Source organism: Pseudomonas sp. 203-8, from assembly GCF_020708595.1.
Classification (GTDB): Bacteria; Pseudomonadota; Gammaproteobacteria; order Pseudomonadales; family Pseudomonadaceae; genus Pseudomonas; species Pseudomonas aeruginosa.
Map to the genome: position 1 here is coordinate 246,374 of NZ_JAJFDF010000001.1, position 13,201 is coordinate 259,574.

Genomic DNA, 13,201 nt, shown 5'->3' on the forward strand with positions numbered 1-13,201 from the left:
CTTGACGACTTATTTCACGTGATGAATTATGTACCCACATTCAGCCCCAACCCGTCAAGCGGAGGCTTCCATGAATCGTCCCAGCAAGATCGCCAGCTTCGATGTCGACGCCCAGAAAGGCTTCACCCCGCTGTGCCCGGACGAACTGCCGGTGCCCGGCGGCGACGCCATCGGCGCCGCCCTCAACCAACTGGCCAGCCGCGCCGCGCTGCGCCTGGGCAGCAAGGACGCGCACAGCCCGAAGGCTGCCTGGGTAGTGGAAAGCGCCGAGCAGATGCTGCGGCCGCTGGCCTATCCGGATGCCGACCTGACCTGGGTGAACCACTGCGTACCGGGTACGCCGGGTTTCGAGCTGCTCGACGAACTGCCGCGGCCGATCGACTACGACTTCTTCGTCTGGAAGGGCGTGGAGCCGGACCTGCATCCCTACGGCGCCTGCTACCACGATCTGGCGGAACGCCGCAGCACCGGGGTCATCGAATACCTGAGGCAGAATGGCGTGAGCCATGTGCTGGTGGGTGGCCTGGCGCTGGACTACTGCGTGAAGAACACCGCCCTGCAACTGCGCCGCGCCGGTTTCGAGGTGCTGCTCTACCTGCCCGCCTGCCGGGCCATCGCCGAGGACACCGCGCAGCGGGCCTGCGACGAGATGCGCGACGCCGGGGTGATCCTCTGCGCCGACCTGGAACGACTGGATAGCGCCCTCGCCGGCGCCGACAAGGAGAAGTGAACATGGCCGAAAGCGTCTTTGCCGAGCGCATCGTGCAGAACCTGCTCGATACCGATTTCTACAAGCTGACCATGATGCAGGCGGTGCTGCACAACTACCCCAACGCCGAAGTGGAGTGGGAATTCCGCTGCCGCAACGCCGAGGACCTGCGTCCGTACCTGGCGGAGATCCGCTACCAGATCGAGCGCCTCGCCGAAGTCGAGGTAACCGCCGACCAGCTCGCCTTCCTCGAACGCATCCCGTTCATGAAGCCGGACTTCATCCGCTTCCTCAGCCTGTTCCGCTTCAACCTGCGCTACGTGCACACCGGCATCGAGGATGGCCAACTGGCAATCCGCCTGCGCGGCCCATGGCTGCACGTGATCCTCTTCGAGGTGCCGCTGCTGGCCATCGTCAGCGAGGTGCGCAACCGTTATCGCTACCGCGAGGTGGTCCTGGAACAGGTCGGCGAGCAGCTCTATCGCAAGCTCGACTGGCTCTCCGCCCAGGCCAGCAGCGAGGAACTCGCGGAATTCCAGGTCGCCGACTTCGGCACCCGCCGGCGCTTCTCCTACCGCACCCAGGAGGAAGTGGTGCATATCCTCAAGCGCGACTTCCCCGGGCGCTTCGTCGGCACCAGCAACGTGCACCTGGCCCGCGAGTACGACCTCAAGCCGATCGGCACCATGGCCCACGAATGGCTGATGGCCCACCAGCAACTCGGCCCGCGGCTGGTCGACAGCCAGCAAGCGGCGCTGGACTGCTGGGTCCGCGAGTACCGCGGACAGCTCGGCATAGCCCTGACCGACTGCATTACCATGGATGCCTTCCTCGACGACTTCGACCTGTACTTCGCCAAGCTCTTCGACGGCCTGCGCCACGATTCGGGCGACCCGCTGGCCTGGGCGGAGAAAGCCATCGCCCACTACCGCCGCCTGGGTATCGACCCGCTGAGCAAGACCCTGGTGTTCTCCGACGGGCTGGACATGCCCAAGGCGTTGCAGCTGTTCCGCGCGCTACGTGGCAAGATCAACGTCAGCTTCGGCATCGGCACCAACCTGACCTGCGACATCCCGGGGGTCGAGCCGATGAACATCGTCCTGAAGATGACGGCCTGCAACGGCCATCCGGTGGCGAAGATATCCGACGCCCCGGGCAAGACCCAATGCCGCGACGAGAACTTCGTCGCCTACCTCCGCCACGTCTTCAACGTGCCGGCCTAATCCTTTCGCACCTAACGGGAGCCCGAACATGCAACAGATCCAACGCGACATCGCCCAAGCCCTGCAGGTCCAGCCGCCGTTCCAGTCGGAGGCCGACGTGCAGGCGCAGATCGCCCGGCGCATCGCCTTCATCCAGCAGTGCCTGAAGGATTCCGGGCTGAAGACCCTGGTGCTGGGGATCAGCGGCGGCGTCGACTCGCTCACCGCCGGCCTGCTGGCCCAGCGCGCCGTCGAGCAACTGCGCGAGCAGACCGGCGACCAGGCCTACCGCTTCATCGCCGTGCGCCTGCCCTACCAGGTGCAGCAGGACGAGGCCGATGCCCAGGCCTCGCTGGCGACCATCCGCGCCGACGAAGAGCAGACCGTCAACATCGGTCCGTCGGTGAAAGCCCTGGCGGAACAGCTGGAAGCCCTGGAAGGACTCGAGCCGGCGAAGAGCGACTTCGTCATCGGCAATATCAAGGCGCGCATCCGCATGGTCGCCCAGTACGCCATCGCCGGCGCCCGCGGCGGCCTGGTGATCGGCACCGACCATGCCGCCGAGGCGGTCATGGGGTTCTTCACCAAGTTCGGCGACGGCGCCTGCGACCTGGCTCCGCTCAGCGGCCTGGCCAAGCATCAAGTGCGCGCCCTCGCCCGCGCCCTCGGCGCTCCGGAGAACCTGGTGGAGAAGATCCCCACCGCCGACCTTGAGGACCTGCGCCCCGGCCATCCGGACGAGGCTTCCCACGGCGTCACCTATGCCGAGATCGACGCCTTCCTGCACGGCCAGCCGCTGCGCGAGGAAGCTGCGCGGGTGATCGTCGACACCTACCACAAGACCCAGCACAAGCGCGAACTGCCGAAGGCGCCCTGAGCCTCCCGGTCCGTGCGGCAGGCCCGTCGTCGACGGGCCTTTGTCGCGGGCGGGAATGTGCCTGTCGCAACCAGGTCTTCAAGTCCGCGCGGCGGCGCGCTAGAAGGAAGCTGTATCCCTGCGAAGGCCAGCCATGCGCACCCGTCTCCCCGCCCTGCTCCTCGGTGTCCTGCTGGCCGGCCAGGCCTGCGGACACACATCCCCGCTGCTCGCGCCGGTACGGCAGATCCACGCCTTCGGCGACAGCTATTCGGACAACGGCGAAAGCCAGCGACTGACCCGCGAGATGCTCGCCAAGGGCATCGCCGGCGCCCAGGCATTGCCCGGCGAAGTCTACTGGCAGGGCCGCTGGAGCAACGGCCCGACCGCCGTCGAGGTGCTCGCCCGCCAGCTTGGTGCGCAACTGGCCGACCATGCGGTGGGCGGCGCCAAGAGCGGAGCGGACAACTACTACGGCTGGATGAGCGCCTACCGCCATACCGGCCTCGCCGGCCAGGTCGACGCCTACCTCGCCACGCTGGACGGCAAGCCGGTCGATGGCCAGGCGCTGCACTTCATCTTCGTCTCCGCCAACGATTTCTTCGAGCACGAGGATTTCGCCGGCGAGCAGCCCCTGGAACAACTGGCCGGCAGCAGCGTGGCGAACATCCGCGCCGCGGTGCAGCGTCTCGGAGAGGCCGGCGCACGACGCTTCCTGGTGGTCAGTTCGACCGACCTGAGCGTGGTCCCGGCGGTGGTCGTCGGCAACCGGGTCGAGCGTGCGCAGCGCTACCTGCAAGCGGTCAACGCCAGCCTGCCGATCCAGCTCGCCGCCCTGCGCAAGACCCGCGGCCTGGAGCTGAGCTGGTTCGACCATCTCACCTTCAGCCGCCACTTGCGGCGCAACCCGGCACGCTACGGCCTGGTGGAGCTGGACGCGCCCTGCCAGCCGACCCAGCCCAGCGTCCGCCCGGCCTGCGCCAACCCGGACCAGTACTACTTCTGGGACGAGTGGCATCCGACCCGGCGCGTGCACCAACTGGCCGGCGAAGCGATGGCGGCGCGCTACGCGCGCTGAGCCCGGCGCGCGCCCATGAAAAAGCCCGGCAGCGGCCGGGCTTTTTCATGCAGCGGATCGCTCGCGCATCACTTCAGGGTCAGGGTGCCCTTCATCAGCGCGGAGTGGCCCGGGAAGGTGCAGAAGAACATGTACTGCTCGCCTTCCTTCAGCTTGGAGACGTCGAAGGTCACCGAGTCCTTCTCGCCCGAGCCGATCAGCTTGGTGTGGGCGATGACACGGCTGTCGTCGGGCTTCAGGTAATCCTTGTCCAGGCCGGAAGCCATGCCGTCGGTGACCACGCCCTGCATGTCGGCGGCGGTGCTCAGTACCCAGTTGTGGCCCATGACGTTCTTCGGCAGGTTGCCGGGGTGGGACAGGTTGACGGTGAACTGCTTGCAGCTCTTGTCGACGGTGATGGCATTGGTGTTGAACTGCATCTGGTCGTTACCCTGGATGTCCACCGAGCACTCGGCAGCCAGCAGCGGCGCACTGAGCAGGGACAGCAGGGATACCGCAGCGAGTTTACGTAGCATGGAGCAGCCTCCTAGGCAGGTTGGGCGATGAATCCTGAAAGAGCAGACTGCCCGATCGGGCACCGAGTTCCACTGATTCAGGTCAAACCCGAACCGGACGTGGCGGGGCATCGAGCGGGATCTGCCCGGCGTTTACTACGGGGAACTCCTGTTTTAGCACAGATGTGCCGCTTCGCGCCTGCGACGCAACGTCCGGCAATGCTTCGCACGGCTTGGTCGAAGCGCTCCCAGCCGCTACCCTGTGCGCCTTTTTCCACCCCCGACAGGAGTCGATCATGACCTTGCGTTCCGTCTGCGTATTCTGTGGCGCCAGCCCCGGCGCTTCCCCGGTCTACCAGGAAGCCGCCGTGGCCCTCGGCCGGCACCTGGCCGAGCGCGGCCTGACCCTGGTCTACGGTGGCGGCGCGGTCGGTCTGATGGGCACCGTGGCGGACGCCGCATTGGCCGCCGGCGGCGAAGTGATCGGGATCATCCCGCAGAGCCTGCAGGAGGCCGAGATCGGCCACAAGGGCCTGACCCGCCTGGAAGTGGTAGACGGCATGCACGCGCGCAAGGCGCGCATGGCCGAGCTGGCCGACGCCTTCGTCGCCCTGCCCGGCGGGCTCGGCACCCTGGAAGAGCTGTTCGAGGTCTGGACCTGGGGCCAACTGGGCTACCACGCCAAGCCGCTGGGCCTGCTCGAAGTGAACGGTTTCTACGACCCGCTGCTGACCTTCCTCGACCACCTGGTCGACGAACGCTTCGTCCGCGCCGAACACCGCGGCATGCTGCAGCGCGGTGCCAGTCCGGAGGCGCTGCTCGATGCCCTCGCCGCCTGGACGCCAAGCGTGGCGCCAAAGTGGGTCGACCGCACCCCGCAGTGATCCGCTCCTCTCTCAGGACGGCGGCAGCAGGCTCAGCGGGTCGAGCGGCCGGCCGTTCTGGCGGATCTCGAAGTACAGTTGCACCCGGTCGGCATCCGAGGAACCGGCCTCGGCGATCTTCTGGCCCTTGCCGACCATCTGCCCCTCCTTCACCAGCAAGCGGCTGTTGTGCGCGTAGGTGCTGGTGTACGAGGTACCGTGCTGGATGATCACCAGGTTGCCGTAGCCACGCATGTTGTTCACCGCGAACACCACCTTGCCGGCCAGCGAGGCCTGCACCGGCTGGCCCAGGGTGCCGGCGATGCGGATGCCCTTGTTGAGCTTGTCGGAACTGGAGAAGCGGCGGATCACCGGCCCCTTCATCGGCCACTGCCAGCCGCGCAGGGTCACCGACGGCGGCGGAGGCGGCGGCTTGCGCGCACGGGTGTTAGACGAAGAGCGGCTACTGGCGACGTAGGTCGACTTGCGCCCGTCGAAGCGCACCACCTGGCCGACCTTGACCGCGTAGGGCGGGCGGATGCCGTTGGCGCGCGCCAGGTCCTTGTAGTTCCAGCCGTGCCGGGTGGCGATCGAATAGAGGGTGTCGCCGCGCTTGACGCGATACTCGCCGCGCACGACCTTCGGCACCGACGCCCCCGGGCCGGGAGCCTTGGAGCTGCACGCGGATACCGCCAGCAGGACGGCGATCAAGAGCAATCTGAAGAACACACGGAATCCTTTTCCCGATGAAACCCGGCCGGCTGCGGCGACGGTTGCAGGCCCGCACTATACCTTGTTCGCCGGGGTGCCCGTTGGACTCGCCGATGGCCCGTTTTCTCCGCGCGGCCCGCCACCCGGTCCGCGCACAAACGCCAACGCCCCGCAGGACGGGGCGTCGGTGCCGAGCGGGAAACGTCAGGCGCCGGCGGACTGCTGCACGATCACCGTCTGCGCCGGCATCGGTGCCGGGAAGTCGGCGCCGAGGGCGTCCTTGATCACCTTGTTGGTATCGAAATAGACCTGCCAGTAATGGTCGTTGTGGCAATACGGGCGCACCGCCAGCACCGGCCCGACCAGGTTGAACTCGAGGATCTCCACGTCCACCGGCGGCTCGCCGAGCACGTTGGGAATCGCCGCGACGCGCTGCTTGAGCAGGGCGATGGCCGCCTGGTAGTCGGCGGCACCGGAAAGCTGCGCCTTCAACTCGACCCGGCGGAACGGGTTGTGGGTGAAGTTCTGGATGTTGTCGCCGAATATCTTGTTGTTGCCGACCATGGTCAGCACGTTGTCCGGAGTGTTGATCGCCGTGGTGAACAGGCCGATCTCCTTGACCGTGCCGGTCACTCCGCCGGCGCAGATGAAGTCGCCGACCTTGAACGGCCGCAGGACGATGATGAAGCCGCCGGCCGCCAGGTTCGCCAGCAATCCCGACCAGGCCATGCCGATGGCCAGGCCGACCGCCGCGATCAGCGCCGCCAGGCTGGTGGTCTGGATGCCGAAGAAACCGAGGATGCCCACCACCAGCAGCACGTTCAGGGTCACCGTGATGAACGAACCCACGTAGCGCAGCACGGTGGGATCGACCTTTTGCCGCTCGAGGGATTTCTGCACCATGCCGACGGCGAAGCCGATCAGCCAGCGGCCGATCACCCAGAAGGCGATGGCCGCGAGAATCTTGATGCCGAAGGCGAAGGCGTACTGGGACACCGTCGCCCAGAGCGCGTTGATCTTCTCGGTACCTACGTTGACGATCGTCGTGTCATCCATATCGCTCACCGTGCGCAAGGAAGGAGTCTGGCTCCGTACGAGAACCGCCCCTGGCACCGGAAAGGCAGGCTCCGGCCCTTGGCCCGACAACGTCCGTAGCGGATTCTGGAAAAGCTAGCACGGCGCCGCGAATTTGCCGGAGCACCGCTTCGTTGTCCCCAAACGGCGTGGGCGAGGCTGTGGACAACCTGGGTGAAAAGGTCCGGGAGTCCAGGGCGGCAGGGCCTCCGCGAGACCGATCACTTTTTGATCAGCCGGCTGTTTCCTGTAGCGGCAGCACCGTCACCCGCACCTCCGGGTCATGGCTACCGCCACCGAGGATCACCCCGCGCAACGGCGACACATCGGAAAAATCCCGCCCCCAGGCCAGGGTGATGTGCTCCAGGTCGGGCAACAGGTCGTTGGTCGGGTCGAAATCCACCCAGCCGTTCTCCGGGCAATACAGCGAGACCCAGGCATGCGAGGCGTCGGCACCGATCAGTCGCGCCTGTCCGGGCGGCGGGCGGGTCAGCAGGTAGCCGCTGACGTAGCGCGCCGCCAGTCCGCGCGCGCGCAGGCAGGCGAGCATCAGGTGGGCGAAGTCCTGGCAGACCCCGCGACGGCGCTCCAGCACTTCGTCCAGCGGCGTCGCCACCTGGGTGGCCTGCGCATCGAAGGCGAACTCGCGGAAGATCTTCTCCATCAGTGCCGCCGCCGCCACCAGCAACGGCCGTCCGGGCGGGAAGCAGTCGGCGGCGAACTCGGCGAATCGCCGCTGGATGCGCACATAGGGCGACTCGACGCGATAGCGGCAGGCTTCCAGCTCGGCGGCGGACAGCGCCCGCCCGGAAAATGCCAGCCCGGCGGCGACGGTTTCCCATGCCGGCGACGCGGTCAGTTGCGCCGGCGCATGGGCGAACACTTCGACCTGCAGTCGCGCGCTGACCCGCAGCGCCTCGTGGGGACGCTCGAAGGCCAGCCGGCTCAGCGGATTGCCGAATGCGTCGTGGCCATCCTCGCGCCGGCTCGGCCCCGGCTCGATCAGCAGTGCCCGCTCATGACAGGCCTGCCAGGCGCATTCGCGTGGCCAGAGATGCGCCAGTTGCCGCGACAGCGAGACCGGCATCGCATAGCGGTAATGGGTGTCGTGCAGCACCTGGTAGCGGGCGCCCTGGAGCGGAACGGAGCGAAGCGCGGGTGCGGACATCAGGTGGATACCGTTCTCTGGCTGACATCGTCGACATGGGCGAAATAGCGCAAGCCTAGCCGATCGGAGACCTGTCCGGCGCAGGCGGCGATGTCGCGCAGCAGTCGCGCCAGCCCGACGAGCACCTCGTCGAGTCCTGCCGCGCCGAACAGCGGGCTTTCCAGGGCCGCCAGATCGAAGCTGCGCAGGCGTTCGCCCAGGGTCCTGAGTTCCCGCTCGCGTGGCGCGCCGAACTCCTCGTGCAGGCGCTCCAGCGAACGCTCCAGGGCCTGCAACTGGAAGCGCAGCGAGTGCGGGTTCTGCTCGTGCAACAGGAGCAGGTCGAGCACCGGGACCAGCTGCGGCGACGCCAGGTAGCGCGAGCGGTAGGTGATGCCGCTGTTACCCAGCTCCAGCAGCCACTCCAGCGCGCCGGCGTCCCAGGCGCTACCGAGGAAGGCGGCGATGCTCTCGGCGAAGAAGCGCACGCGCTCGATGCGCCGGCCGATCATCAGGAAACGCCAGCCGTCGTCGCGGGTCATGTCGTCGAGGGCGAAACCGGACAACGCGGCCAGGGACATCACTAGCCGGTTGAGGAAGTCCAGCGCTTCGCCGAGGTCGGTGCGTGCCGGATCGAGCGCCTGCATGTCGCGTTGCAGCTCCAGCAAGGCCAGCCAGTTCTCCCCGGACAAGCGCCCGCGCACCTGCGCCGCCGCCCAGTGCAGGCGCCGCAGGTTGGCGCACAGGCTCGCCGGCCAGTGCTCGTCGAGCAACGCCCGCAACAGGCACCTTTCCAACGGCTCGCCATCCCCGGGCAGCAGGCCGATGCCGCCGGCCAGGGCCAGGGCGCTGCGCAACGCCTCTTCGTCGCCATCGGCATCCACGTAGCGCGACAGCACCACCCGCAACAGGCGCGCATGGTCGTCGCAACGCTCGGCATAGCGGCCGTACCAGAACAGGTTCTCCACCACCCGCGACGGCAGGTAGGGGTCTTCGCGGACCAGGTCGCGCACGCCGAGCCGGCGCGGTCGCAACGGCTCGCCGCCGACTGCTCGCTCGGCCAGCACCCAGGTGTCCTTGCTCGCCCCGCCGCGCTGCATCGACACCACTTCGGCGTCCGCCGCCGAGGCTACGCGGGTCAGGCCGCCGGGCATCACCCAGTAGCGGCCGTCGCTGGCGGCGACGGCGAATACGCGCATGCCGATGGCCCGCGACTGCAGGCCGACGCCGGCCTTGCCGTCGCGCCAGACCGGTGCCTGGGACAACTGCGCCAGGCGTTGCGCCACGTAGGCCTGCGGGCGCTCGCGCAAGCGCTCGCCGAGGGATGCCAGGCCGGCACTGTCGAGGGCGTGGCCGAACAGAGGTTCGCAGCGCTGGCCGGGAAAGGCCGGCTTGATCACCAGGTCGGGCAGTGCCGCGAGTATCGCCTCGAGGGCTTGCGGCTCGCCGCACCAGCGGGTGTCGAGCGAGGGCAGCGCCAGTTCCTCGCCAAGCAGGCGGCGACAGGCCTGCGGCAGGAAGCCGAGCAGGCCGGGCGACTCCAGCACTCCGCTGCCCAGTGCGTTGGCCACCAGCACGCGTCCCTGGCGTACCGCCTCGAGCAGGCCGGGAATGCCCAGCGCCGAGTCGGTACGTAATTCCAGTGGGTCGCAGAAATCGTCATCGAGGCGCCGCAATACCGCGTGCACCCGTTTCAGGCCGCCGAGGGTCTTGAGATAGAGGGTGGCGTCGCGCACCGTCAGGTCGTGCCCCTCGACCAGCGGAAAACCGAGCTGGCGCGCCAGGTAGAGATGCTCGAAGTAGGTTTCGTTGAAACGTCCGGGAGTCAGCAGCACCACCAGCGGCGTCTCGCCGTCGCCGGCGGCCTGGCTGGCGAGGGTCTCCTGCAGGGTGCGGAAATACCCGGCGAGATGCTGCACGCGCAGGTCGCGATAGAGTTCCGGCAAGGCCCGCGAGACGATCTGCCGGTTCTCCAGCGCATAGCCCGCGCCGGACGGAGCCTGGGTGCGGTCGGCAAGGACCTGCCAGCGTCCGTCGGCATCGCGCGCCAGGTCCACGGCATAGCTGTGCAGGAAAATCCCGCCGGGCGGCCGGATGCCGAGCGCCGGCCAGAGGAAGTTCGGATGGCCGAAGACCAGTTCGCTGGGCAGCAGCCCTTCGGCGAGCAGACGCTGGTCGCCGTACAGGTCGGCCAGCAGCGCATTGAGCAGCCGAGCACGCTGCGCCACACCAGCGGCGATCGGCTGCCACTCGGCGGCGGACAGCAGGTTCGGCAGAAGGTCCAGCGCCCAGGGGCGGTCGGTGCCCTTGGGATCGGCGTAAACATTGTAGGTGACGCCGTTCTCCTGGATCTGCCGTTCCACCAGGGCCTGGCGCTGGCGCAGTTGCTCAGGGCTGCTGCGCTCCAGTTGGCGGAACAGCCGCTGCCAATGGGGACGCACGCCGCCCTGGCGATCGAGCAACTCGTGGTAGGCCGTATCGGTGAACGGATAGTGGGCAAGCAGCTCGGGCATCGAAGGCTCGCGGGGCTGGGGTTGCGGTCACTGTAGCGGAGTCGGCGGCGCGACGCCGGAGCGAAGCGACGAGGCGTTGCCGGGTCCGCCACGACGGTTCTTCGTGAAGACCGGGATGCCCCGGAAGCGCAAGACTTGTGCCAGCGCCGTCAGGCCCGGGCGGCCAGGAGGTCGTGCCGCGGCAATGCACTGCGACGGTGCGCGACCGCAGGCAAGGTTGCAGCCGCGCACGCTTTGCGGGCGGCAGGGCCGCCCCGGCGATCAGCGCGGGATGTTCGGCTGGCGCGACTTCTTCTTGCCCTTGGCGAAGGCCGTCGCCTTGTTCTGCTGGCCCTTGCTCCACGGCTTGCCGCCGTCGCTGGCGCGTGGCGGCAGGCCGGTATGCTGGGTCAGCAGCTTGCCGGCCTTCTTGCTGCCGGCCGGCGTCGAGTTCTTCCGCCGGGCGCTCTGGTATTCGCCGGTATCCGGCTGGTAGGTCGGGACCAGGTGGTGCTTGCCATTGCCGATCAGGTCGGCGCGCCCCATCCGCTCCAGCGCCTCGCGCAGCAGCGGCCAGCCTTTCGGGTCGTGGTAGCGCAGGAAGGCCTTGTGCAGGCGCCGCTGCTGGTCGCTCTTGACGATGGTCACGCCATCGCTCTTGTAGGTGACCTTGCGCAGCGGGTTCTTGCCCGAGTGATACATAGCGGTGGCAGTGGCCATCGGCGAAGGATAGAACGCCTGGACCTGGTCGGCGCGGAAGCCGTTGCGCTTGAGCCACAGGGCCAGGTTCATCATGTCTTCGTCGGTGGTCCCGGGATGGGCGGCGATGAAGTACGGGATCAGGTACTGCTCCTTGCCGGCTTCCTTCGAGAACTTCTCGAACATCTGCTTGAAGCGGTCGTAGGTGCCGATCCCCGGCTTCATCATCTTGTCCAGCGGACCGCGCTCGGTGTGCTCCGGGGCGATCTTCAGGTAGCCGCCGACGTGGTGGGTCACCAGTTCCTTGACGTACTCGGGCGACTCGACGGCGAGGTCGTAGCGCAGGCCGGAGGCGATCAGGATCTTCTTCACCCCCGGCAGCGCCCGGGCCTTGCGGTACAGCTCGATCAGCGAGCTGTGGTCGGTATCGAGGTTCTCGCAGATGCCGGGGAACACGCAGGATGGCTTGCGGCAGTGCCGCTCGATGTCCGGGCTCTTGCAGGCGATGCGGTACATGTTCGCCGTCGGTCCGCCAAGGTCGGAGACCACGCCGGTGAAGCCGGGCACCTTGTCGCGCATCTCCTCGATCTCGCGGATGATCGAGTCGTGCGAGCGGTTCTGGATGATCCGTCCCTCATGCTCGGTGATCGAGCAGAAGGTGCAGCCGCCGAAGCAGCCACGCATGATGTTCACCGAGAAGCGGATCATCTCGTAGGCGGGAATCTTCGCCTTGCCGTAGGCCGGGTGCGGCACGCGGGCATAGGGCATGCCGAACACGTAGTCCATTTCCTCGGTGCTCATCGGAATGGGCGGCGGGTTGAACCAGACATCCACTTCGCCGTGCTTCTGCACCAGGGCACGGGCGTTGCCCGGGTTGGTCTCCAGGTGCAGCACGCGGTTGGCGTGGGCATAGAGCACCGGGTCGTTGCGCACCTTCTCGAAAGACGGCAGGCGGATCACGGTCTTCTCCCGGGTCAGCCTGGGGTTCGCCAGCAACTGCACGACCTTGGCTTCCTGCGGGCCCTCCTGCGCGCCCTTTTCCTGCTCGATGGCGCAGGCGGCGGTGTCCTGGGTGTTCACGTAGGGATTGATGATCTTGTCGATCTTGCCCGGCCGGTCGATCCGCGTGGAATCGATCTCGAACCAGCCCTCCGGGGTGTCGCGACGGACGAAGGCGGTGCCGCGCACGTCGGTGATCGCGCTCAGCGGTTCGCCCTGGGCCAGGCGCTGGGCGATTTCCACCACCGCACGCTCGGCGTTGCCGTAGAGCAGGATGTCGGCCGTGGCGTCCATCAGGATCGAGCGGCGGACCTTGTCCTGCCAGTAGTCGTAATGGGCGATACGGCGCAACGAGGCCTCGATCCCGCCGAGGATCACCGGCACATGGCTGTAGGCCTCCTTGCAGCGCTGGCTGTAGACCAGGCTGGCGCGGTCCGGGCGCTTGCCGGCCAGGCCGCCGGGGGTGTAGGCGTCGTCGGAACGGACCTTCTTGTCCGCGGTGTAGCGGTTGATCATCGAGTCCATGTTGCCGGCCGCCACGCCGAAGAACAGGTTCGGCTCGCCGAGCTTCATGAAGTCGTCCTTCGACTGCCAGTCCGGCTGGGCGATGATGCCGACGCGGAACCCCTGGGCCTCCAGCAGGCGGCCGATGATGGCCATGCCGAAGGACGGGTGGTCGACGTAGGCATCGCCGGTGACGATGATGATGTCGCAGGAGTCCCAGCCGAGCTGATCCATCTCTTCCCTACTCATAGGCAGGAAGGGCGCCGGACCGAAACACTCGGCCCAGTACTTGGGATAGTCGAACAGCGGCTTGGCGGCTTGCATCACGGGCACCAGGGGGTATCTCTAGGAATGGGGGGTCGCGAAAACGCGG

At 67.5% G+C, this 13,201-nt stretch carries 11 protein-coding genes; 5 read left to right on the plus strand and 6 right to left on the minus strand.

Going from position 1 to position 13,201, the window contains the following annotated elements; translation table 11 throughout:
* The first annotated feature begins 70 nt into the window (after window positions 1-70).
* From LJF27_RS01170 to choE, 4 genes are all read left to right on the plus strand, one after another.
* Window positions 71-730, plus strand: a complete 660-nt coding sequence (locus tag LJF27_RS01170; protein ID WP_003116175.1) for a nicotinamidase — start codon at window positions 71-73, stop codon at window positions 728-730.
* Window positions 731-732: 2 nt separating this feature from the next.
* On the plus strand, window positions 733-1,932 hold the full coding sequence (gene pncB, locus LJF27_RS01175; RefSeq protein ID WP_003099996.1) for a nicotinate phosphoribosyltransferase: 1,200 nt from the start codon (window positions 733-735) through the stop codon (window positions 1,930-1,932).
* A gap of 28 nt (window positions 1,933-1,960) precedes the next feature.
* Window positions 1,961-2,788 carry an ammonia-dependent NAD(+) synthetase gene (nadE, locus tag LJF27_RS01180; protein ID WP_003099998.1) on the plus strand — a complete coding sequence of 276 codons (828 nt, stop codon included), beginning with the start codon at window positions 1,961-1,963 and terminating at the stop codon, window positions 2,786-2,788.
* Between the two features lie 133 nt (window positions 2,789-2,921).
* On the plus strand, window positions 2,922-3,845 hold the full coding sequence (gene choE / locus LJF27_RS01185) for a cholinesterase ChoE (RefSeq protein WP_003116174.1): 924 nt from the start codon (window positions 2,922-2,924) through the stop codon (window positions 3,843-3,845).
* Between the two features lie 68 nt (window positions 3,846-3,913).
* Here choE and azu read toward each other — a convergent pair whose 3' ends face one another.
* Complete coding sequence (gene azu, locus LJF27_RS01190) at window positions 3,914-4,360, minus strand: azurin (protein ID WP_003095591.1); 447 nt, start codon at window positions 4,358-4,360, stop codon at window positions 3,914-3,916.
* Between the two features lie 275 nt (window positions 4,361-4,635).
* Here azu and LJF27_RS01195 point away from each other — a divergent pair, with 275 nt between their 5' ends.
* Window positions 4,636-5,223, plus strand: coding sequence for a TIGR00730 family Rossman fold protein (locus tag LJF27_RS01195; protein ID WP_003116172.1), 588 nt, complete (start codon window positions 4,636-4,638; stop codon window positions 5,221-5,223).
* A gap of 12 nt (window positions 5,224-5,235) precedes the next feature.
* Here the strand turns inward: LJF27_RS01195 and LJF27_RS01200 are convergent, their stop codons facing one another.
* From LJF27_RS01200 to LJF27_RS01220, 5 genes are all read right to left on the minus strand, one after another.
* A complete protein-coding gene (locus LJF27_RS01200) occupies window positions 5,236-5,931 on the minus strand; it encodes a peptidoglycan DD-metalloendopeptidase family protein (protein WP_003112288.1) in 696 nt (231 codons plus the stop codon).
* 186 nt (window positions 5,932-6,117) lie between these two features.
* A complete protein-coding gene (locus LJF27_RS01205) occupies window positions 6,118-6,969 on the minus strand; it encodes a mechanosensitive ion channel family protein (RefSeq protein ID WP_003095599.1) in 852 nt (283 codons plus the stop codon).
* A 250-nt stretch (window positions 6,970-7,219) separates the two neighbouring features.
* The gene (locus LJF27_RS01210; RefSeq protein ID WP_003112287.1) at window positions 7,220-8,155 is read right to left on the minus strand and encodes a transglutaminase family protein; all 936 of its coding nucleotides are present in this window, start codon (window positions 8,153-8,155) and stop codon (window positions 7,220-7,222) included.
* The gene (locus LJF27_RS01215; RefSeq protein ID WP_003112286.1) at window positions 8,155-10,647 is read right to left on the minus strand and encodes a circularly permuted type 2 ATP-grasp protein; all 2,493 of its coding nucleotides are present in this window, start codon (window positions 10,645-10,647) and stop codon (window positions 8,155-8,157) included. Before LJF27_RS01215 ends, LJF27_RS01210 begins: the two co-directional genes overlap by 1 nt.
* 261 nt (window positions 10,648-10,908) lie before the next feature.
* Complete coding sequence (locus LJF27_RS01220; protein WP_023116790.1) at window positions 10,909-13,152, minus strand: YgiQ family radical SAM protein; 2,244 nt, start codon at window positions 13,150-13,152, stop codon at window positions 10,909-10,911.
* Between the last annotated feature and the right edge of the window lie 49 nt (window positions 13,153-13,201).

Excerpts from the sequence above, each read along its gene's own strand:
- LJF27_RS01170 (WP_003116175.1), top strand. The coding sequence starts at position 71 with ATGAATCGTCCCAGCAAGATCGCCAGCTTCGATGTCGACGCCCAGAAA.
- pncB (WP_003099996.1), top strand. The coding sequence starts at position 733 with ATGGCCGAAAGCGTCTTTGCCGAGCGCATCGTGCAGAACCTGCTCGAT.
- nadE (WP_003099998.1), top strand. The coding sequence starts at position 1,961 with ATGCAACAGATCCAACGCGACATCGCCCAAGCCCTGCAGGTCCAGCCG.
- choE (WP_003116174.1), top strand. The coding sequence starts at position 2,922 with ATGCGCACCCGTCTCCCCGCCCTGCTCCTCGGTGTCCTGCTGGCCGGC.
- azu (WP_003095591.1), bottom strand. The coding sequence starts at position 4,360 with ATGCTACGTAAACTCGCTGCGGTATCCCTGCTGTCCCTGCTCAGTGCG.
- LJF27_RS01195 (WP_003116172.1), top strand. The coding sequence starts at position 4,636 with ATGACCTTGCGTTCCGTCTGCGTATTCTGTGGCGCCAGCCCCGGCGCT.
- LJF27_RS01205 (WP_003095599.1), bottom strand. The coding sequence starts at position 6,969 with ATGGATGACACGACGATCGTCAACGTAGGTACCGAGAAGATCAACGCG.
- LJF27_RS01210 (WP_003112287.1), bottom strand. The coding sequence starts at position 8,155 with ATGTCCGCACCCGCGCTTCGCTCCGTTCCGCTCCAGGGCGCCCGCTAC.
- LJF27_RS01215 (WP_003112286.1), bottom strand. The coding sequence starts at position 10,647 with ATGCCCGAGCTGCTTGCCCACTATCCGTTCACCGATACGGCCTACCAC.
- LJF27_RS01220 (WP_023116790.1), bottom strand. The coding sequence starts at position 13,152 with ATGCAAGCCGCCAAGCCGCTGTTCGACTATCCCAAGTACTGGGCCGAG.